The 18,789-nt window shown below is 71.3% G+C and carries 19 protein-coding genes; 6 read left to right on the forward strand and 13 right to left on the reverse strand.

Annotation, left to right across the window (positions count from 1 at the left end):
* Positions 1 to 79 precede the first annotated feature (79 nt).
* Positions 80 to 859 (forward strand): SigE family RNA polymerase sigma factor, encoded by a 780-nt coding sequence (locus tag ACWFRU_RS15595; RefSeq protein WP_453448097.1) that lies wholly within the window; start codon positions 80 to 82, stop codon positions 857 to 859.
* 176 nt (positions 860 to 1,035) lie between these two features.
* On the opposite strand, the gene ACWFRU_RS15600 is transcribed toward ACWFRU_RS15595, so the two are convergent.
* Positions 1,036 to 1,674, reverse strand: coding sequence for a uridine kinase family protein (locus tag ACWFRU_RS15600; RefSeq protein ID WP_453687171.1), 639 nt, complete (start codon positions 1,672 to 1,674; stop codon positions 1,036 to 1,038).
* A gap of 123 nt (positions 1,675 to 1,797) precedes the next feature.
* Between ACWFRU_RS15600 and ACWFRU_RS15605 the strand changes: the two genes are divergently transcribed.
* Positions 1,798 to 2,202 (forward strand): hypothetical protein, encoded by a 405-nt coding sequence (locus tag ACWFRU_RS15605; protein ID WP_453687173.1) that lies wholly within the window; start codon positions 1,798 to 1,800, stop codon positions 2,200 to 2,202.
* 118 nt (positions 2,203 to 2,320) lie between these two features.
* On the opposite strand, the gene ACWFRU_RS15610 is transcribed toward ACWFRU_RS15605, so the two are convergent.
* Genes ACWFRU_RS15610 through deoC form a run of 3 tightly spaced genes read right to left on the reverse strand, consistent with a single transcriptional unit; the run spans position 2,321 to position 5,603 of the window.
* Positions 2,321 to 3,208, reverse strand: a complete 888-nt coding sequence (locus tag ACWFRU_RS15610) for an aldehyde dehydrogenase family protein (RefSeq protein ID WP_453687175.1) — start codon at positions 3,206 to 3,208, stop codon at positions 2,321 to 2,323.
* Positions 3,201 to 4,640, reverse strand: coding sequence for an aldehyde dehydrogenase family protein (locus tag ACWFRU_RS15615; protein ID WP_453687177.1), 1,440 nt, complete (start codon positions 4,638 to 4,640; stop codon positions 3,201 to 3,203). The genes ACWFRU_RS15610 and ACWFRU_RS15615 overlap by 8 nt, the downstream gene beginning before the upstream one ends.
* A 3-nt stretch (positions 4,641 to 4,643) precedes the next feature.
* Positions 4,644 to 5,603: a deoxyribose-phosphate aldolase gene (gene deoC, locus ACWFRU_RS15620; RefSeq protein WP_453687606.1), complete on the reverse strand. Its 960-nt coding sequence runs from the start codon at positions 5,601 to 5,603 to the stop codon at positions 4,644 to 4,646.
* Between the two features lie 145 nt (positions 5,604 to 5,748).
* Between deoC and ACWFRU_RS15625 the strand changes: the two genes are divergently transcribed.
* Positions 5,749 to 6,399: a PH domain-containing protein gene (locus ACWFRU_RS15625; protein ID WP_453687178.1), complete on the forward strand. Its 651-nt coding sequence runs from the start codon at positions 5,749 to 5,751 to the stop codon at positions 6,397 to 6,399.
* A 27-nt stretch (positions 6,400 to 6,426) separates the two neighbouring features.
* Here ACWFRU_RS15625 and ACWFRU_RS15630 read toward each other — a convergent pair whose 3' ends face one another.
* From ACWFRU_RS15630 to ACWFRU_RS15645, 4 genes are all read right to left on the reverse strand, one after another.
* Entirely contained in the window at positions 6,427 to 7,674 is a 1,248-nt protein-coding gene (locus ACWFRU_RS15630; RefSeq protein ID WP_453687180.1) for a hypothetical protein, read from the reverse strand.
* A gap of 155 nt (positions 7,675 to 7,829) precedes the next feature.
* Positions 7,830 to 9,482: a phospho-sugar mutase gene (locus ACWFRU_RS15635; protein WP_453687608.1), complete on the reverse strand. Its 1,653-nt coding sequence runs from the start codon at positions 9,480 to 9,482 to the stop codon at positions 7,830 to 7,832.
* A gap of 597 nt (positions 9,483 to 10,079) precedes the next feature.
* Entirely contained in the window at positions 10,080 to 10,901 is an 822-nt protein-coding gene (locus ACWFRU_RS15640; protein WP_453687182.1) for a purine-nucleoside phosphorylase, read from the reverse strand.
* A 112-nt stretch (positions 10,902 to 11,013) separates the two neighbouring features.
* Positions 11,014 to 11,451: a gamma-glutamylcyclotransferase gene (locus tag ACWFRU_RS15645; protein WP_249588135.1), complete on the reverse strand. Its 438-nt coding sequence runs from the start codon at positions 11,449 to 11,451 to the stop codon at positions 11,014 to 11,016.
* A 140-nt stretch (positions 11,452 to 11,591) separates the two neighbouring features.
* Here ACWFRU_RS15645 and ACWFRU_RS15650 point away from each other — a divergent pair, with 140 nt between their 5' ends.
* Together ACWFRU_RS15650 and ACWFRU_RS15655 are read left to right on the forward strand one after the other, a co-directional pair.
* Positions 11,592 to 13,040 (forward strand): NAD(P)H-quinone dehydrogenase, encoded by a 1,449-nt coding sequence (locus tag ACWFRU_RS15650; protein WP_453687184.1) that lies wholly within the window; start codon positions 11,592 to 11,594, stop codon positions 13,038 to 13,040.
* Between the two features lie 210 nt (positions 13,041 to 13,250).
* On the forward strand, positions 13,251 to 14,228 hold the full coding sequence (locus ACWFRU_RS15655; protein ID WP_363208891.1) for a DeoR/GlpR family DNA-binding transcription regulator: 978 nt from the start codon (positions 13,251 to 13,253) through the stop codon (positions 14,226 to 14,228).
* Here the strand turns inward: ACWFRU_RS15655 and ACWFRU_RS15660 are convergent.
* Together ACWFRU_RS15660 and ACWFRU_RS15665 are read right to left on the reverse strand one after the other, a co-directional pair.
* Entirely contained in the window at positions 14,214 to 14,864 is a 651-nt protein-coding gene (locus ACWFRU_RS15660; RefSeq protein ID WP_453687186.1) for a TetR/AcrR family transcriptional regulator, read from the reverse strand. The two genes, ACWFRU_RS15655 and ACWFRU_RS15660, sit on opposite strands and share 15 nt — an antisense overlap.
* 164 nt (positions 14,865 to 15,028) lie before the next feature.
* Positions 15,029 to 16,801, reverse strand: a complete 1,773-nt coding sequence (locus ACWFRU_RS15665) for an acetyl/propionyl/methylcrotonyl-CoA carboxylase subunit alpha (RefSeq protein ID WP_453687188.1) — start codon at positions 16,799 to 16,801, stop codon at positions 15,029 to 15,031.
* Between the two features lie 349 nt (positions 16,802 to 17,150).
* On the opposite strand from ACWFRU_RS15665, the gene ACWFRU_RS15670 reads away from it, so the two are divergent.
* Positions 17,151 to 17,627, forward strand: a complete 477-nt coding sequence (locus ACWFRU_RS15670; protein ID WP_453687190.1) for a hypothetical protein — start codon at positions 17,151 to 17,153, stop codon at positions 17,625 to 17,627.
* Between the two features lie 23 nt (positions 17,628 to 17,650).
* Here ACWFRU_RS15670 and ACWFRU_RS15675 read toward each other — a convergent pair whose 3' ends face one another.
* The 3 genes from ACWFRU_RS15675 to ACWFRU_RS15685 all read right to left on the reverse strand — a co-directional run bounded on the left by ACWFRU_RS15675 (position 17,651) and on the right by ACWFRU_RS15685 (position 18,769).
* On the reverse strand, positions 17,651 to 18,271 hold the full coding sequence (locus ACWFRU_RS15675) for a nucleoside triphosphate pyrophosphatase (RefSeq protein WP_453687192.1): 621 nt from the start codon (positions 18,269 to 18,271) through the stop codon (positions 17,651 to 17,653).
* A 66-nt stretch (positions 18,272 to 18,337) separates the two neighbouring features.
* Positions 18,338 to 18,466: a morphogenic membrane protein MmpB gene (gene mmpB / locus ACWFRU_RS15680; RefSeq protein ID WP_363208896.1), complete on the reverse strand. Its 129-nt coding sequence runs from the start codon at positions 18,464 to 18,466 to the stop codon at positions 18,338 to 18,340.
* Positions 18,467 to 18,562: 96 nt separating this feature from the next.
* Positions 18,563 to 18,769 (reverse strand): acyl-CoA carboxylase subunit epsilon, encoded by a 207-nt coding sequence (locus ACWFRU_RS15685; protein ID WP_453687194.1) that lies wholly within the window; start codon positions 18,767 to 18,769, stop codon positions 18,563 to 18,565.
* Positions 18,770 to 18,789: the final 20 nt, after the last annotated feature.

Consider the following 18,789-nt stretch of genomic DNA (forward strand, 5'->3'; position numbering starts at 1 on the left):
CGGACACCGTCATGAAGTGGGTCCGGCAGAGTTTTGGTCACACGGAAAACAGCCGGACTCCACCGACGGGGGGCGCGAGATGAACACACTGCACAGCACCAGCTCAAGCGCAGTAATCACGCGTCTCCACGACGTGATCCGGCCTGCCGAGAGGCACGAGAAGTCCGGTGCCGTGAGCGGGCGGGGGTGCGCTCGCGGCACCGGGCGTCAGCACACCGCGTACATGACGGTGGTTGACGCGTTCCCGGGGGCGACCCGCGGGGACAACGGGGGAACCGATGGGGGGGCTCACGGGGGAGCCGCGTACAGGGAGGACACGGGGGAGCGCACCACAGCGTCGGAGGCGGAGTTCACCGCCTACGTCCAGGAGCGTCGTGCCTCCCTGTACGCAACCGCCTATCACCTGACCGGTGACCGTTTCGAGGCCGAGGACCTGCTCCAGAGCGCCCTCTTCTCGACGTACCGGGCCTGGGACAGGATCAGCGACAAGGCCGCGGTCGGCGGGTACCTCCGCCGCACCATGACCAACCTGCACATCAGCGCCTGGCGGCGCCGCAAGCTCAACGAATACCCGACCGAGGAGCTGCCGGAGACGGCGGGCGACACGGACGCGATGCGTGGCACCGAACTCCGTGCGGTTCTCTGGCAGGCCCTGGCCCGCCTCCCCGAACTGCAGCGGACGATGCTGGTCCTGCGTTACTACGAGGGCCGCACGGACCCCGAGATCGCGGACATCCTCGACATCAGCGTGGGCACGGTCAAGTCCAGCATCTGGCGCTCCCTGCGCCGGCTGCGCGAGGACGACGTCCTCAGCTTCGGCCGTGACCAGGAGGAGTCCTTCGGCGAGTTGGTCGCCTAGGGATCACCGGGGGGCCGCCGCTCCCGGGGGGAGGCGGCGGAAGCAGGGGGGACACGGGGGAAAACGGGGATCACGGGGGATCCACGGGGGAAAGTGGCGGGACCGGAAGGCCGGGGGGTCTTTCCGGTCCTTCTGCTTTTGGTGCGACGGTCCGGTGAACCGCTCCCCACGCGGAGCTACGCGGCGTCTGCGCGCGCCTTGGCGCACCGGCCGGCGGCAGCGGCCGCGAGCCGTCCCAGGGCCTCGTCCTTGCCGCAGGGGTGCGCGCCGAGGGCGGTCTGCCGGGCGACGATCGCGCGCTCGGCCCGCATCAGCCGCCAGCCGCGCCGCAGCAGGAACGCCACGGACTTGCGCCCCTCGCGCAGGTCCCGCAGAAGCCGCCGCCGGAAGGTGGTGGACGGCCGCCCCCGCAGACAGATCGCGTCGGCGAGCACCCCGATCTCCCGGCACCGCTCCACGATGTCCGCCGCGAAGATGCCCTCCGCGATGAAGAGGGGTGTGCGCTCGATGTCCATCGCCGTCTCGCCCGTACGCGAGCTGGTGGCGATGTCGTAGACGGGGACGCGCGTACGTCCCGTGCGGCACAGCTGCTCGATGGCGGCGACGGCGACGTCCGTGTCCCAGGAGCCGGGGGAGTCCCAGTCGATGTCCGTGCTGCCGGGGACCTGCGGCAGCGTCGGGTCGTCGTGCTCCTTGTAGAAGTCGTCGAGGCACAGGACGGGCAGTCCCGTGAGGGCCGCGAACGACGACTTGCCTGAGCCCGAGGGGCCGGCGAGCAGCACGACTCGGGTGGGTATCGGGGGATGGGAACTCACGAGAGAACAGTGTGCTGCATTGAGCCGCCCAGGCGACCCGAAGGGTAGGGCTTTGGTGCCCGTACCGCCCCTCAACTACGCTACGCGCACATCTGATTACTCAAAAGGACAAGGGCGGAACCCATGGCACGGCACGCAACAGCCTCCAAGCACCTCTCCCGCGTTCTGCTGCGGGCGGGTCTGACGGTCACCGTCGCGGGCACGGCGCTCGGCATCGGTGGCGCGGCGACGGCGAACGCGGCCCCGGCCCCCGCGCCCCCGGCCTCCGACAACCTGCCCGCGGCCGGGGCGGGTGTGCTGCGGGCGGTGGAGGAGGTCAGCGCGGGCGGGCTCGGGCCCGTCAAGGAGCTGAAGCTCAACCCGCTGGCGGGTACGGGGTCCGACCCGCTGGACAACGCGCTCGGCACCCAGATCGCGGACTTCAAGCCGCTGTCGACGGCGCCGCTCACGGCCCCGCTGGCCCAGGGCGGGGGATCGCTGAGCGACCTGCCGGTGGTGGGTCCGGCCACGGGGCTGCTGCCCGGCTAGCCGAGCGTCCCGGTGAGGTGACGAAGCCCCGGCCCTCCTGGACGGAGGAGGACCGGGGCTTCGCCGTGCGCAGTGGCTTCAGATGACCTCAGGCGGCCTCAGGCAGCCTCGGGTGGCCTCAGTACGAGGAGCCCGACGCGCCCAGTGAACCCGTGGGGTGCCAGACCGTCTTGGTCTCCAGGAAGGCCGTCAGGCGGTGCGTGCCCGGGTCGGCCGACCAGTCCACAGGCTGTGGACGGACGACGCGCTTGAGGTTGTCCGCGGCGGCGACCTCGAGCTCCTTGGCCAGGTCGTCGTCCTCGACGCCCGCGAGGTCGATCGCGTTCACGTCTTGGTGCGCGGCGAGCGACGGGGTGATCTCCGCCGTCCTGCCGGACAGGATGTTCACGACGCCGCCCGGCAGGTCGGAGGTGGCGAGCACCTCGCCGAGCGAGAGCGCGGGGAGCGGGGAGTCCTCGCTCGCGATCACCACGGCGGTGTTGCCGGTGGCGATCACGGGGGCGATGACGGACACCAGGCCGAGGAACGACGACTTCTGCGGGGCGACCACCGTCACCACGCCCGTCGGCTCCGGCGAGGAGAGGTTGAAGAAGGGGCCCGCGACGGGGTTCCCGCCGCCCGCGAGCTGGGCGATCTTGTCGGTCCAGCCCGCGTACCAGACCCAGCGGTCGATCGCGGCGTCCACCTCGGCGGCGGCCTTCGACTTGGAGAGCCCCTCCGCCTCGGCGACCTCGCGCACGAACTGGTCCCTGCGGCCCTCCAGCATCTCCGCGACGCGGTACAGGATCTGGCCGCGCAGATAGGCCGTCTTGCCCGCCCAGCCGCCCTGCGCCTTGCGCGCGGCGGAGACCGCGTCACGCGCGTCCTTGCGGGACGAGAGGGGGGCGTTGGCCAGCCACTTGCCCTTGGAGTCCGTCACCTCGTACACCCGGCCGCTCTCGGAACGCGGGAACTTCCCGCCGACGTACAGCTTGTAGGTCTTCAGGACCGTGAGTCGCTCAGACATCGAGGTAAGCCTCCAGGCCGTGGCGGCCGCCCTCGCGGCCGTAACCCGATTCCTTGTAGCCGCCGAAGGGCGAGGTCGGGTCGAACTTGTTGAACGTGTTGGCCCAGATGACGCCCGCGCGCAGGCGCTCGGCGACCGCGAGGATGCGGGAGCCCTTCTCCGTCCAGATGCCGGCGGAGAGGCCGTACTGCGTGTTGTTGGCCTTGGCGACGGCCTCTTCCGGAGTACGGAACGTCAGCACCGAGAGCACCGGGCCGAAGATCTCGTCGCGGGCGACGGTGTGCGCCTGCGTGACGTTCGTGAAGAGGGTCGGCGCGAACCAGTAGCCGGAGGAGGGCAGTTCGCACGGGGCGGACCAGCGCTCGGCGCCCTCCGCCTCGCCCGTCTCGGTGAGCGCGGTGATGCGGGCGAGCTGCTCGGCGGAGTTGATCGCGCCGATGTCCGTGTTCTTGTCCAGCGGGTCGCCCAGACGCAGGGTGGACAGGCGCCGCTTGAGCGCGTGCAGCACCTCGTCCTGGACCGACTCCTGTACGAGGAGGCGCGATCCGGCGCAGCAGACCTGGCCCTGGTTGAAGAAGATGCCGGTGACGATGCCCTCGACGGCCTGGTCGACGGGGGCGTCGTCGAAGACGATGTTCGCGCCCTTGCCGCCCAGTTCGAGCGTGACCTTCTTGTCGGTGCCCGCGACCTGGCGCGCGATGGCCTTGCCGACGGCGGTCGAGCCGGTGAAGGCGACCTTGTCCACGTCCGGGTGGGCGGTGAGGGCCGCGCCCGCGTCGCCGTACCCGGGAAGGATGTTGACGACGCCCTTGGGCAGGCCCGCCTGGCGGCAGATGTCCGCGAAGAACAGGGCGCTCAGGGGCGTGGTCTCGGCGGGCTTCAGGACGACCGTGTTGCCCGTCGCGAGCGCCGGGGCGATCTTCCAGGCGAGCATCAGGAGCGGGAAGTTCCAGGGGATGACCTGGCCCGCGACACCGAGCGGGCGCGGGTTCGCGCCGTACCCCGCGTGGTCGAGCTTGTCGGCCCAGCCCGCGTAGTAGAAGAAGTGCGCGGCGACCAGGGGGAGGTCGGCGTCGCGCGTCTCCTTGATGGGCTTTCCGTTGTCGAGGGTCTCCAGGACGGCCAGTTCGCGGCTGCGCTCCTGGATGATCCTGGCGATCCTGAAGAGGTACTTGGCGCGCTCGGCGCCCGGCAGGGCCGACCACTTCTCGAAGGCCTTGCGAGCGGCCTTCACCGCGCGGTCGACGTCTTCGGAGGAGGCCTGCGCGACTTCGGAGAGGACCTCTTCGGTGGAGGGCGAGACGGTCTTGAAGACCTTGCCGTCGGCCGCCTCCACGAACTCGCCGTCGATGAACAGGCCGTACGACGGCGCGATGTCGACGACGGAGCGGGACTCCGGAGCGGGTGCGTAGTCAAAGGGCGTGGAAGTCATGGGTCAGTCCACCGTGACGTAGTCGGGGCCGGAGTAGCGGCCCGTGGCCAGCTTCTGGCGCTGCATCAGCAGGTCGTTGAGGAGTGATGAGGCGCCGAAACGGAACCAGTGGTTGTCCAGCCAGTCCGTGCCCGCGGTCTCGTTCACCAGGACGAGGAACTTGATGGCGTCCTTGGTGGTACGGATGCCGCCCGCGGGCTTCACGCCGACCTGTACCCCGGTCTGCTCGCGGAAGTCGCGTACGGCCTCCAGCATCAGGAGGGTGTTCGCGGGGGTGGCGTTGACGCCGACCTTGCCGGTCGAGGTCTTGATGAAGTCCGCGCCCGCCAGCATGCCGATCCAGGAGGCGCGGCGGATGTTGTCGTACGTGGACAGCTCGCCGGTCTCGAAGATGACCTTCAGGCGGGCCTCGCCGGAGGCTTCCTTCACGGCGCGGATCTGCTCGAACACCGTCATGTAGTCGCCGGAGAGGAAGGCGCCGCGGTCGATGACCATGTCGATCTCGTCGGCGCCCGCCGCCACGGCCTCGCGGACGTCGCCGAGCTTCACGTCGATGGCGGCGCGGCCCGCGGGGAAGGCGGTCGCGACGGAGGCGACCTTGACCCCGCTGTCGCCGACGGCCTCCTTGGCGGTGGCCACCATGTCCGGATAGACGCAGACCGCGGCGGTCCTCGGGGTGCCGCGGTCGGTCGGATCGGGGTTCACGGCCTTCGCGCCGAGCGCCCGGACCTTGCCCGGGGTGTCGGCGCCCTCCAGCGTCGTCAGGTCGATCATCGAGATGGCGAGGTCGATGGCGTACGCCTTCGCCGTCGTCTTGATCGAACGGGTGCCGAGCGCTGCGGCGCGTGCCTCCAGGCCGACCGTGTCGACGCCGGGCAGCCCGTGGAGGAAGCGGCGCAGCGTGCGGTCCGACGCTGTGGCGTCCGTCAGCGCGTGTGCGATGGGGGCGGATGCATGGGGCATGGTCACGAGGGGAGCATATCTACGCGCGTAGCGGCTGTACAGAGGTGGGTCGCTCCGGGTAATCCGCAGGGCGTGCGTCCCCGCGTACGTCCCCGCGGGCGTCCCCGGGGGAGTCCCGCTGCGGACCTCAGGCAGAATCAGGGGCATGACCGACCCCCAGCACCCCGTGGCTGAGCCCGAGTACAAGGACCGGACCTACCGGTCGTCCGGCGGTATCGCCGGAGGCGTCCTGCTGCTCGCCCTCGGCGGCTGGCTCGGCATCGACGCGATGATCCGGGGGGAGGGCCGCACCCCGTGGCTCGCGCTCGCCGGCCTGCTCCTGGCGGTGCCGGTCGTCGTCGCCTTCACCGTGCGCCCCGCCGTGTTCGCGAACGACGACCGACTGCGCATCCGCAACCCCTTCCGGACGATCACGCTCCCGTGGGCGTCCGTCTCTGGCCTGCGCTCCGGGTACTCCAACGAGGTCTTCACCCAGTCCGGCACCAAGTACCAGCTCTGGGCCATCCCGGTCTCCCTGCGCGGACGCAAGAAGGCCGCCCGCAGGAAGGCGCAGGGGGTGGCCGCGGGCGATCCGAGCGTCGGCGGCCCCGGCCTGCGCGCCTCGATGAAGTCCGGTCATTCGCAGCCCGTGCGCGCGGCCGGGGACCAGATCATGGACGACCTGCGCGAACTCTCCGAACTCCGCGCGACCGCGAAGTCCGCGCAGGGCGAGCCCGAGGTGCGCTGGGGCTACGAGATCCTGGCGCCCGCCGCGGCCGGTGCGGTGCTGCTCGTGGTGCTGCTGGCCGTCGCTTAGCTGCCGGCCGTCGCCTGGGGGCTGGCCTTACGGCGGGCCCATCCACGCAAGCAGCATGTGGCCGCCGAACGCCGCCGAGGTGAGTGCCGCGGTTGCCGTCACCGTCACGGCGACGTGCGTCCGAGCGCGGGACAGCGCCGCCGCGAGCGGCAGCAGCAGGGGGAAGCAGGGGAGCAGGAAGCGGGCCCGGGGGAAGTAGACCCCTTTGCTGCCGAGCACGATCAGGAGCAGCAGCCCTGTGAAGACCAGCAGTGGCAGAGGCTGCCGGTCGCCCACCGACAGGACGAACAGCGCCGCCGACGCGAGCAGCGTCGCCGTCACCATCACCAGGAACAGCTGCGGCCGCTGTTCCGACAGCAGGTCCGTCGCGGTCCGCAGAGTCGCCGCCCCGCCGTCCCACTCGTTGCGCCACAGCTTCTGTACGGCGAAATAGCCGTCCCAGCGGCCGAGTCGCAGCCCCACCCAGCCGACGTACGAGAGCCAGCCGAGCGGGGCCAGCAAGGCCCCCAGGAGCATGCGCGGGCGGCCGGTGCCGCCCACTGCGCACCGCGCGCGCCACAGCGCGAGCAGGGCCGTCAGGGACACCGCCGCCGCGAGCGCCACACCCGTGGGGCGGGTCAGCCCCGCGAGCGCGGCCAGCGAACCCGCCCAGATCCAGCGACCGGTGAGCACGGCGTACAGCGCCCACGCGGTCAGCGCCGTGAAGAGCGACTCCGTGTAGCCCATCCACTGCACGAGCGCGACGGGGAGCGAACCCCACAGGACGGCGAGCAGGACGCCCGCCCTTCGTCCGTACAGGCGGTCGCCCACCGCGAAGATCCCCCACGCCGCGAGGAAGGAACAGGTGACGGCGATCGCGAGCCCCACGGCCCCGCGCGGCTCCGGCACGAGCAGACTTCCCGCCCTGATGAGCAGCGAGTGCAGGGGGAAGAAGGCGAGGTTGTTCGCGTCGATCCGGGTGCCCAGAGTCTCCGCGTACCCCTCGTCGGCGATCTTCAGATACCAGTCGCAGTCCCACGATTCCGCCAGCAGATGCCAGACGTCCCGGCCCTCCCCGCGCGCCCACAATGCGAAGACGAGGGCGCCGAAGAGGCGTACGGCGGCGTACGCGAGGAGAGCGGGCGTCGCGCGGCGCAGGGCGCGGACTGCGCGTGCGCGGCGGCCGGGGGAGCGGCCCGGAGTGGCGCGGGGGCGGCGGGACGGGGCGACGACCCGGGGCGTCGCGGCGGACGCCGGTGCGGTCGGGGTGGTCTCAGGGGTCGGTCCGTACGGCACTGCGGCAGCTCCTGGAACGTGATCGTGCGCTGCCGGTCACCCTTCCTGGGGGACCGGCAGCGCACCGGATCACTGCGGCGGCTGCGCCGATCGAACCACCCGGACGGGTGGCGGCCCTGCGGCCACCCGCCCGGGGGCGGGTGCTTCGTCGCCCGCTAGATGCCCGCGGCGGCGGACAGGTCGCGCTTGATCGCCGTGAGGAGTTCCGTCGCCTCGGTGCGGGCGGCGGGCAGGCCGGCCTTCGCCGCCACCGGGACCACCACCTCCAGGTAGCACTTCAGCTTCGGCTCCGTGCCGCTCGGGCGGACGATGACGCGGGCGCCGTCGAGCGTGTAGCGCAGGCCGTCCGTGGGCGGCAGCGTGTCCGTGCCCTGGGTCAGGTCCTCGGCCTTCGTCACGGGCAGGCCCGCGAGCGACGTCGGGGGCTGCTCGCGCAGGCGGCGCATCGCGTCCGCGATCAGCGAGAGGTCCTCCACGCGGACCGACAGCTGGTCGGTGGCGTGCAGGCCGTGCTCCACGGCCAGGTCGTCCAGGAGGTCGAGGAGCGTGCGCCCCTGCTCCTTCAGCTCGGACGCCAGCTCCGTGAGGAGCAGCGCCGCCGTGATGCCGTCCTTGTCGCGTACGCCTTCGGGGTCCACGCAGTAGCCGAGGGCCTCTTCGTAGCCGTAACGCAGGTCCTCCACGCGGGCGATCCACTTGAAGCCGGTGAGGGTCTCCTCGTATCCGAGACCCGCCTTCTCCGCGATCCGGCCGAGCAGGGACGAGGAGACGATCGACTCGGCGAACGTGCCGCGGGCGCCCCGGCGCACGAGATGCGCCGCCAGGAGTGCGCCGACCTCGTCGCCCCGGAGCATGCGCCAGTCGGCGCCGTCCTTGACCGCGGCGGCGCAGCGGTCCGCGTCCGGGTCGTTGGCGATGATCAGGTCCGGGTCCACCTCGCGGGCCTTCGCGAAGGAGAGGTCCATCGCGCCCGGCTCCTCCGGGTTGGGGAACGCGACGGTCGGGAAGTCCGGGTCGGGCTCCGCCTGCTCGGCGACGAGCTCCGGCGCGGGGAATCCCGCCCGCTCGAACGCCGCGAGGAGCGTGTCCTTGCCGACGCCGTGCATCGCCGTGTAGACGGTGCGGGCGGTACGGGGGGAGCCCGGGGCCAGGACGGCGTCCGTGCGGGCCAGATAGGCGTTCAGGACGTCGTCACCGAGGGTTTCCCAGCCGGTCTCGGGGCGGGGTACGTCGTGCAGGCTCGGCACCGCGTCGATCCGCGCCGCGATCTCCGCGTCCGCGGGCGGCACGATCTGGGAGCCGTCGCCGAGGTAGACCTTGTAGCCGTTGTCGCGCGGGGGGTTGTGGCTCGCCGTCACCTCCACGCCCGCCACGGCACCGAGGTGCCGTATGGCGAAGGCGAGTACGGGGGTGGGGAGCGGGCGGGGGAGCACCGCAGCCCTGAGTCCGGCGCCGGTCATCACGGCGGCGGTGTCGCGTGCGAAGTCCGCGGACTTGTGGCGGGCGTCGTAGCCGACGACGACGAGGCCGGCGGTCTGACCCTGGGCCTTCAGGTACGCGGCGAGGCCTGCTGCCGCGCGGATGACCACGGAGCGGTTCATGCGCATGGGGCCCGCGCCGAGTTCGCCGCGGAGGCCGGCGGTGCCGAACTGGAGGGTGCCGCTGAATCGGGCGGCCAGTTCCTCGGTGCCCGCGGTGTCCGTGGCGTCCGCGGTCTCGATGAGCTTCGCGAGTTCCTCGCGGGTCTCGGGGTCCGGGTCCTCGGCCAGCCAGGCCTGGGCCCGCGCGATGAGTTCGGAGTCGTCCAGCACGGTTCTTCAGCCTCTCGTATGCGGGGTTCTGTGCGGGCCGGGTATGGCTACCCGGGCCCGGGGCGGGTGCGGGGGCGCCCCGGGGTGGGTCCCCGGTGCGTCTACCCGTTGCGGTCCGGGGGGCTTGCCTGGCTTGCGCCGCGGGTGCGTCGGTCTTCGGTGTGGCCCGGGGGGCCTGCCTGTCCTGGGCCGGGGGTGCGGGTGGCTGGTGCGGCCCGGTGGGGCCTTTCTGTCCCACCGCTTCGCGGTGGATCTTTCCCGCCCACCCACCCGTTCACCCCGCGGCCGCAAGGGCTCACGCACCCGCCCGACGCTCCGGGGCAATCGGGTGGGTGGGCGGGAAAGCCCGTGCGGCAACCAGCGCTCCGGGCCGCCAGGGCACAGTGCGGGCGCGCTCGCCCCGGAGAGGACCCCCGGCCAACCGAAGCGCCCCCCAGGTCACGGCTCCCCGCCGGGCAAGGAGCCTGCCAGGCCAAGGGCACCCGCCGAGCAAGGCGCCCCGCCGAGCAAGACGCCCCGCCGGGCAAGGGCCCCCGAGCAAGACGCCCCGCCAGAAAAGGGCCCCGCCAGGCAACGCCCCCCGCAGGGGAAAAACTAGATGCGGCCCAAAACATCGCCCAGGAGTTCGCCCATGCGCGTGGCGCTGTCGCGGCCCGCCTGGAGGACCTCCTCGTGGTTCAGGGGCTCGCCCGTCATGCCCGCGGCGAGGTTCGTGACCAGGGAGATGCCCAGCACCTCCGCGCCGGCCTCGCGGGCGGCGATGGCCTCCAGGACCGTGGACATGCCGACCAGGTCCGCACCGATGGTGCGGGCCATGCGGATCTCCGCCGGAGTCTCGTAGTGCGGGCCGGGGAACTGCGCGTAGACGCCCTCTTCGAGGGAGGGGTCGATCTCCTTGCAGAGGGTGCGCAGCCGCGGGGAGTACAGGTCCGTGAGGTCCACGAAGTTCGCGCCGACGATCGGCGACGTCGCCGTCAGGTTGAGGTGATCGCTGATCAGGACCGGCTGACCGGGACGCATGCCCTCGCGCAGACCGCCGCAGCCGTTCGTCAGCACGATCGTCTTGCAGCCCGCGGCCACCGCCGTACGCACGCCGTGCGCGACGGCGGCGACACCACGGCCCTCGTAGTAGTGGGTGCGGCCCAGGAAGACGAGGGCGCGCTTCTCACCGATCTTGATGGAGCGGATGCGGCCGCCGTGTCCCTCCACCGCCGGCATCGGGAAGCCGGGCAGCTCGGTGACGGGGAACTCGGCGTCGGGCTCGCCGAGCGCGTCCACGGCCGGAGCCCAGCCGGAGCCCATCACGAGGGCCACGTCGTGGGTCTCGGCGCCCGTCAGCTCACGCAGGCGCGTGGCGGCGGCGTCGGCGGCGGCGTACGGGTCGCCCTGGTCGTCCGAAATAACTGAAGCGTTCACGCGGACGAGAGTAGCCGCTCTCGCCCTACGCGCGTAGATGACGATGCCCACGGGATTCGGATCGTTGTCTTGTCGTTTCCGACGAGAGTCCCCGGCGAGTGAGCGCAAGGCCCTAGCAGGGCCGCTTGCGCAGCTCCATCACATAGTCGTGCGGCGCCCCCGCGGTCTCCGCCGCGTCGGCCAGCTCCCCCAGGTAACGCGCTGACGGCAGGCCGCCCTCGTAACCATTGAGGACGTACACCCAGGCGGGTTCCTCGCCGTCCAGGGTGTGCACGCGCACCCGCATCCTGCGGTAGATGTCGAGCCCCACGCCCTCCCAGCGGTCCATGGAGTCCTCGTCCATGGGGGCGACGTCGTACAGCGTCACGAAGACCTGCGAGCGAGGCGCCTCCACGATGGTGGCGAGCGCGCCCTCCCACCCCATGTGCTCCCCGCCGAATGTCAGCCGCCAGCCGTTCAGCCAGCCCGTCTGGCGCAGCGGCGAGTGCGGGGCGCGGCGGGACATGAGCCGCGGATCCAGATTGCCGGCGTACGCGGCGTAGAGCGACATGTGGTCGAGGGTACGGCAGGCGACGCGTGCGTCCCCTCGGTGCGCACGGGCCCCTCCAGCAGGCCGACGAGCAGGCCGGTCAGTAGGCAGAACGGCCGGATGGAGCCCCCGGGGCGAAGCACCTTGAAGCGTGCGGGACAATGGAGTACGTGACTCGGATCGTGATCATTGGCGGCGGACCCGGCGGATACGAGGCGGCACTCGTTGCCGCCCAGCTCGGCGCGGAGGTGACCGTCGTCGACTGCGACGGTCTGGGCGGGGCGTCGGTGCTCACCGACTGCGTCCCGTCCAAGACTCTGATCGCCACGGCCGAGGTGATGACCACCTTCGACTCCTCGTACGAGGAGCTGGGCATCATCGTCGCGGACGACACCCCGCACATCGACACCCCCGCGCGCGTGGTCGGCGTCGACCTCGGCAAGGTCAACCGCCGTGTGAAGCGCCTCGCGCTCGCCCAGTCCCACGACATCACCGCGTCCGTCACGCGTGCGGGCGCGCGCGTGCTGCGCGGCCGTGGCCGCCTGGAGGGCCAGCAGGACACCGACGGTTCGCGCAAGGTCATCGTGCGCGCGGCCGACGGCACCGAGGAGACCCTCGTCGCCGACGCCGTCCTGATCGCCACCGGCGGCCACCCGCGCGAGGTCCCGGACGCCCAGCCCGACGGCGAGCGCATCCTGAACTGGACCCAGGTGTACGACCTGGACGAGCTCCCCGAGGAGCTCATCGTGGTCGGCTCCGGCGTCACCGGTGCCGAGTTCGCCGGCGCCTACCAGGCGCTCGGGTCGAACGTCACGCTCGTGTCGAGCCGCGACCGCGTGCTGCCCGGCGAGGACCCGGACGCCGCCGCCGTCCTGGAGGACGTCTTCCGGCGCCGCGGCATGAACGTCATGTCCCGCTCGCGCGCCGCCTCCGCCAAGCGCGTGGGCGACCGCGTGGAGGTCACGCTCGCCGACGGCCGCGTCATCTCCGGCACGCACTGCCTGATGGCCGTGGGCGCCATCCCCAACAGCAGCGGAATGGGCCTGGAGGAGGCCGGGGTCAAGCTGAAGGACTCCGGGCACATCTGGACCGACAAGGTCTCGCGCACCTCCGCGCCCGGTGTGTACGCCGCCGGTGACGTGACCGGGATCTTCGCGCTGGCCTCCGTCGCCGCCATGCAGGGTCGCATCGCGATGTACCACTTCCTGGGCGACGCGGTGCAGCCGCTGAACCTGAAGACCGTGTCGTCGAACGTCTTCACCGACCCCGAGATCGCGACCGTCGGCTACAGCCAGTCCGACGTCGACGGCGGCAAGATCGACGCCCGCGTCGTCAAGCTGCCGCTCCTTCGCAACCCGCGCGCGAAGATGCAGGGCATTCGCGACGGCTTCGTCAAGATCTTCTGCCGTCCGGGTACGGGCATTGTGGTGGGCGGTGTGGTTGTCGCACCGCGTGCGTCGGAACTGATCCACCCCATCTCGATCGCGGTCGACAACAATCTGACGGTCGAGCAGATCGCGAATGCGTTCACCGTGTATCCATCCCTTTCGGGCTCGATCGCCGAGGTCGCGCGTCAGCTCCACACGCGGAAGTCGGCGGGCGAAGCCTGATCGCGGACCGATCGTCGGTTGAACGCCGAATGATCGGGGCCGGTACGGGGTAACAACTCCGCGCAGGTCACGGGCTGTTGTCGCCCATTCGCCCGGCATAGGCAGGGTGAGTAGGCACCTATACCACTTCCCACCCTGCCGTGCGAACAACTTCTGTAATTCGGCGCAAACTGCTGAAAGCAGACGGTCGTTGGGGTTACTGTCAGTTTCGTGTTCGCTGCAGAACGTCGCCAATTGATCCTCGAAATGGTGCGGGCCAACGGAGCGGTATCGCTCCGGGAGCTCGCCCGCGTCGTCCAGACCTCCGAAGTGACCGTACGGCGGGACGTGCGCGCTCTGGAGGCAGAAGGACTCCTCGACCGCAGACATGGCGGTGCGGTATTGCCGGGCGGATTCACGCGGGAGTCCGGCTTTCCGCAGAAATCACATCTCGCGACCGCCGAGAAGACGGCCATCGCCGATCTCGCGGCGGGACTCGTCGAAGAAGGCGAAGCCATCGTCGTCGGGGCGGGTACGACCACGCAGGAGCTGGCCCGACGGCTCGCGCGGGTGCCCGGTCTGACCGTCGTCACCAATTCCCTTCTGGTGGCACAGGCCCTGGCCCACGCCAACCGCGTCGAGGTCGTCATGACCGGCGGCACCCTGCGCGGTTCCAACTACGCGCTCGTGGGCAGTGGGGCCGAACAGTCCCTGCAGGGCCTGCGGGTCTCGCGCGCCTTCCTGTCGGGCAGTGGTCTGACCGCCGAACGCGGGCTCTCCACGTCCAACATGCTCTCGGCGAGCGTGGACCGTGCGCTCGTCCAGGCCGCGGCCGAGGTGGTGGTCCTCGCCGACCACACCAAGCTCGGCACCGACACGATGTTCCAGACGGTGCCGACGGACGTCATCACGCGCCTGGTCACGGACGAACCGCCCACGCACGACGACCGCGCGGCCACCGAGCTGCAGGCCCTGGCCGATCAGGGCGTACAGATCGCCGTGGCCGGCGGGGCCGCGAGCCCCAACTCCGGACCGGGGGTGGATTCCGTCCCGGCGCGGCAACCGCGTCGGGACGTGCCACTGCCGGGACAGCGCCGTAACCACGGCGGTCACGGGGCAGGGCCCGGGGCGCAGTTGCGCAGTGCGGTGCTCGGGGAGCAGCAGCCCGGGGAGCGGGCCGCGCGGGTGGCGGATCTACGCCGCCGCTGAACCGGCCGTCCGGTCGCCGTCGCAGTCGTCCGGTGCCTCGGATGCCGATCCTTCGGCCTTCAGGCCGCGCAGGGTCAGCATCAGGAGGCGGTCGGCCAACTCGGGCTCGTCGGGGGTCTCTTCGGCGGCCAGCGCGATCGCGTTGGTCAGCTGCATCAGATCGCCGATCGAGACGCCGGGGCGTACGGCTCCGGCTTCCTGGGCCCGCACGAGCAGGGCCGTGCCCGCCTCACGCATGGGCCTGCTGCATCGGGAGAGTGCCGAACTGTCGTCGTGCGACGCCGACATGAGGGCGCGGGAGAGCCCGCGGTACTCACCCGCATGAGTGATGATGGCGCGGAGCCAGGTCACCAGGGCCGAGCAGGGCTGCGGATCTTCGAGCAGCGCGCGGGAACGGTCCAGGAGGTCGCTCACCGCCTCTTCGAAGACGGCGCTCATCAGGGCGTGCCGGTTGGGGAAGTGGCGGTAGAGGGTGCCGATGCCGACGTTCGCGTGGCGGGCGATGTCTTCCAGCGAGGCGCTTGTGCCGTGCTCCGCGAAGGCTTTGCGGGACTCTGCGAGGAGCCGGTCGTAGTTGCGGCGCGCGTCCGCTCTTTTCGAGCGGGGGCGCTCTTGCGGGCTCTCTGCCTCTGCCATGGCGTGCCTCCCTGGACGTACGCGTGCTTCAAGTCTGCCCGAAGCGTGCGTGGCCCTCGTCACCGGCTTCGCCGAGTTCGTCCTCAAACGCCGGACGGGCTGAATGCTCCGCTGGCCGGGCTGGAAGCTCCAGCCCGGCCAGCGTACGAGCAACGCGCCGCGGGTCAGTCCTTGATCTCGCAGATCACCGCGCCGGAGGTCAGGCTCGCGCCGACCTCTGCCGTGAGGCCCTTGATCGTGCCCGAGCGGTGCGCGTTCAGGGGCTGTTCCATCTTCATGGCCTCCAGGACGACGACCAGGTCGCCCTCCTGCACCTCCTGGCCCTCCTCGACAGCGATCTTCACGATCGTGCCCTGCATGGGGGACGCCAGGGTGTCACCGGAGGCCGCCGGGCCCGACTTCTTGGCCGCGCGGCGCTTGGGGCGGGCCCCGCCCGCCGCTGCCGTACGGGCGATGGTCATGCCCAGCGAGGAGGGCAGCGAGACCTCGAGACGCTTGCCGCCGACCTCGACGACCACCGTCTCGCGGCCCGGCTCCTCGTCCGTCTCGGCGTCGGCCGTCGCGGAGAACGCGGGGATCTCGTTGACGAACTCGGTCTCGATCCAGCGGGTGTGGACCGTGAACGGGTCGGCGGAGCCGGTCAGTTCGGGGGCGAAGGCCGGGTCCTTGACGACCGCGCGGTGGAACGGGATGGCCGTGGCCATGCCCTCCACGTTGAACTCCGCGAGCGCACGCGCGGCCCGCTGCAGCGCCTGCTGACGCGTCGCGCCGGTCACGATCAGCTTGGCGAGGAGCGAGTCCCACGCCGGGCCGATGACGCTGCCGGACTCCACGCCCGCGTCCAGACGCACGCCCGGACCCGACGGCGGGGCGAACTCGGTCACGGTGCCGGGGGCGGGCAGGAAGCCGCGGCCCGGGTCCTCGCCGTTGATGCGGAACTCGAAGGAGTGGCCGCGCATCTCGGGGTCGCCGTAGCCCAGTTCCTCGCCGTCGGCGATGCGGAACATCTCGCGGACCAGGTCGATGCCGGTGATCTCTTCGGTGACCGGGTGCTCCACCTGGAGACGGGTGTTGACCTCCAGGAAGGAGATCGTGCCGTCGGTGCCGACGAGGAACTCGACGGTGCCGGCGCCCTCGTAGCCCGCTTCCTTCAGGATGGCCTTCGACGCCGCGTACAGCTCGGCGTTCTGGGCCTCGCTCAGGAACGGCGCGGGGGCCTCCTCCACCAGCTTCTGGTGGCGGCGCTGGAGCGAGCAGTCACGGGTGGAGACGACGACCACGTTGCCGTGCTTGTCGGCCAGGCACTGCGTCTCCACGTGCCGCGGCTTGTCGAGGTAACGCTCCACGAAGCACTCGCCGCGGCCGAAGGCGGCGACGGCCTCGCGCACCGCGGAGTCGTACAGCTCGGGCACCTCTTCGAGGGTCCGGGCCACCTTCAGACCGCGCCCGCCGCCACCGAAAGCGGCCTTGATCGCGATCGGCAGGCCGTGCTCCTCGGCGAAGGCGACGACCTCGTCGGAACCGCTGACGGGGTCCGGCGTACCGGCCACCAGCGGGGCACCCGCGCGCTGCGCGATGTGCCGGGCCGCGACCTTGTCACCGAGGTCACGGATTGCTTGCGGCGGCGGGCCGATCCAGATCAGGCCCGCGTCCAGAACGGCCTGCGCGAAGTCGGCGTTCTCCGAAAGGAAGCCGTAGCCGGGGTGGACCGCGTCCGCCCCCGCGTCCTTGGCCGCTGCCAGCACCTTGGAAATGTCCAGGTAGCTGGTGGCCGGAGTGTCACCGCCCAGCGCGAACGCCTCATCTGCCGCACGTACATGCAGAGCATCCCGGTCAGGATCTGCGTAGACGGCTACGCTCGCGATCCCTGCATCCCGGCATGCCCGAGCAACGCGGACAGCGATTTCGCCACGGTTGGCGATGAGCACCTTGCGCACGATGGCTCCCTCCTTGAAACAAGCCGAGTTTAGGGACTGCCGACACGACCTTTCGACCCGTCCCCAATGGTGAGCTTGCCCACACGGAGCGTGATCCGGGTCTGCCCGTACCGCGAAATCCCTTGTCGCACCACGGTACGCAGGGCCCCTTCCCGGCAGACTAACGTCCCGGTGTGGTCAAGGTCTCTGTGAGAGCGTGCTGCGGCAGGGGGCCAATCTTTGTGGAGTCCCTACGAATGGCCCAATGATTCTTTGCCATGGGCCGGGCCCTTGTCCCTCGGTTTACCCGTTAGTAGCGTTCGCGATGTCTGGCACGTACTGGCGGTAACAGCGGAAGAGGGTGGGCGCCGTGGCGCGTAGACCGGTGGCCTTGGTGGGCGCGATCGTGCTCCTGGTGGAGGCGGTGGGCATCGCACTCCTCAACTGGTTCCTCGGGCTTGTCGTGAACAAGCAGGACATGTCCCTCGCCGGGCTCGACCCGCACGCCATGTCCGTCTCGACGTGGATCGCGGGCGGCGTCTTCGGCCTCTATCTCGCGCTGTGCGGCGTCGTCATGGCGCGCTCGGGGATCAGCGACCGCGCGCCGGGCCGCTACGGCCGGCTGCTGCTGATCAGCGCCGCCGTGGTGCACGCGCTGCTCGGGGCGTTCTCCGTGGGCCTGGTGGGCTGGCCCGCCTTCGCCTTCATGATGGTCGTGCTCGGCCTGATCGTCCTGACGCTCGTGGCGTACGACAGGAAGCCCGGTGGGGCCTCCGACGAGCCGCGCACCGGCAACGGGACCGCGGGCGGCGCCGCTCCGGAGAACGGCGCCCCACAGCCCGCCTGAGCGTGTTGAGGGATCGCGCGGTCCTACTCGGCGGCCCACAACTCCGTGATCCCGACGCCCAATTCGGACAGCAGGCGGCGCAGCAGCGGCAGCGAGAGGCCGATGACGTTGCCGTGATCGCCCTCGATCGAGTCCACGAAGGGCGCCGAGCGGCCGTCGAGCGTGAACGCGCCCGCCACGTGCAGGGGTTCGCCGCTCGCCACGTACGCGGCGATCTCCTCGTCCGAAGGGTCACCGAAACGGACGACGGTCGACGCGACCGCCGACACATGGCGGCCCGCCGCGGTGTCGTACACGCAGTGGCCGGTCTGCAGGACGCCCGCGCGTCCGCGCATCGACTTCCAGCGGGCCGTCGCCTCCTCGGCGTCGGCGGGCTTGCCGAGCGCCTGACCGTCCAGTTCGAGGACCGAGTCGCAGCCGATGACCAGGGCGCCCTTCGCGTCCGGGCGCGCCGAGACGACCGATGCCTTGGCCTCGGCCAGGGCCAGGGCCAGCTCGGCGGGGGTCGGTGCGGAGACCGCGTCCTCGTCGACCCCGCTGACGATCACCTCGGGGGCGAGACCGGCCTGGCGCAGGAGGCCGAGCCGGGCGGGGGACTTGGAGGCGAGGACGAGGCGGCGGGGCTGTCGGGGCTGATCACTCATGCGGTCAGGTTAGCGAGCCGCGGCGGGCCACCGGGCGGATGCCTCGGCGGACGCCTTCGTGACGTCTCAGTGGATGCCCAGGACGAACATCGCGATGACCATGGCCAGGGCGAGGACGAGCCCCGCACGGCGCATCTTCACCTGCATGTCCCGCATGTCTTTCGGCGGGTTGTCCTCCGGGTCCGACCACAGCATGCAATCGATACTGCGCGCGGTGACGGCGGGGCGCCTGAGTACGCGTACTCAGGCGCCCCGGCCCGTCTCACTCATTCCCGGGCCGTGGCGCCGGGCTCAGCCGGGCCAGTAGGTGCGGCCCCACGACGTCGGCCCCGGGGCGGGCAGCCGGTGACGGGCCACCCGCGCGGGGTCCGCCCACGCGTCGAGCACCGGGGGCGCGCCGGACGGCTGGTTCGCGACCGCCGCGGCGCGCGCCTGGACCACCGCGAGCGCGGCGGCCAGCTCCTCCGGGGTGGGATTGCCCCGTACGACCTTGATCATGGACGGACTCCTCGCTCTCC

The sequence above is a fragment of the Streptomyces sp. NPDC055099 genome (assembly GCF_053607685.1).

Excerpts from the sequence above, each read along its gene's own strand:
- ACWFRU_RS15595 (WP_453448097.1), top strand. The coding sequence starts at position 80 with ATGAACACACTGCACAGCACCAGCTCAAGCGCAGTAATCACGCGTCTC.
- ACWFRU_RS15605 (WP_453687173.1), top strand. The coding sequence starts at position 1,798 with ATGGCACGGCACGCAACAGCCTCCAAGCACCTCTCCCGCGTTCTGCTG.
- ACWFRU_RS15610 (WP_453687175.1), bottom strand. The coding sequence starts at position 3,208 with ATGTCTGAGCGACTCACGGTCCTGAAGACCTACAAGCTGTACGTCGGC.
- ACWFRU_RS15615 (WP_453687177.1), bottom strand. The coding sequence starts at position 4,640 with ATGACTTCCACGCCCTTTGACTACGCACCCGCTCCGGAGTCCCGCTCC.
- deoC (WP_453687606.1), bottom strand. The coding sequence starts at position 5,603 with ATGCCCCATGCATCCGCCCCCATCGCACACGCGCTGACGGACGCCACA.
- ACWFRU_RS15625 (WP_453687178.1), top strand. The coding sequence starts at position 5,749 with ATGACCGACCCCCAGCACCCCGTGGCTGAGCCCGAGTACAAGGACCGG.
- ACWFRU_RS15645 (WP_249588135.1), bottom strand. The coding sequence starts at position 11,451 with ATGTCGCTCTACGCCGCGTACGCCGGCAATCTGGATCCGCGGCTCATG.
- ACWFRU_RS15650 (WP_453687184.1), top strand. The coding sequence starts at position 11,592 with ATGGAGTACGTGACTCGGATCGTGATCATTGGCGGCGGACCCGGCGGA.
- ACWFRU_RS15660 (WP_453687186.1), bottom strand. The coding sequence starts at position 14,864 with ATGGCAGAGGCAGAGAGCCCGCAAGAGCGCCCCCGCTCGAAAAGAGCG.
- ACWFRU_RS15675 (WP_453687192.1), bottom strand. The coding sequence starts at position 18,271 with ATGAGTGATCAGCCCCGACAGCCCCGCCGCCTCGTCCTCGCCTCCAAG.
- mmpB (WP_363208896.1), bottom strand. The coding sequence starts at position 18,466 with ATGCTGTGGTCGGACCCGGAGGACAACCCGCCGAAAGACATGCGGGAC.
- ACWFRU_RS15685 (WP_453687194.1), bottom strand. The coding sequence starts at position 18,769 with ATGATCAAGGTCGTACGGGGCAATCCCACCCCGGAGGAGCTGGCCGCC.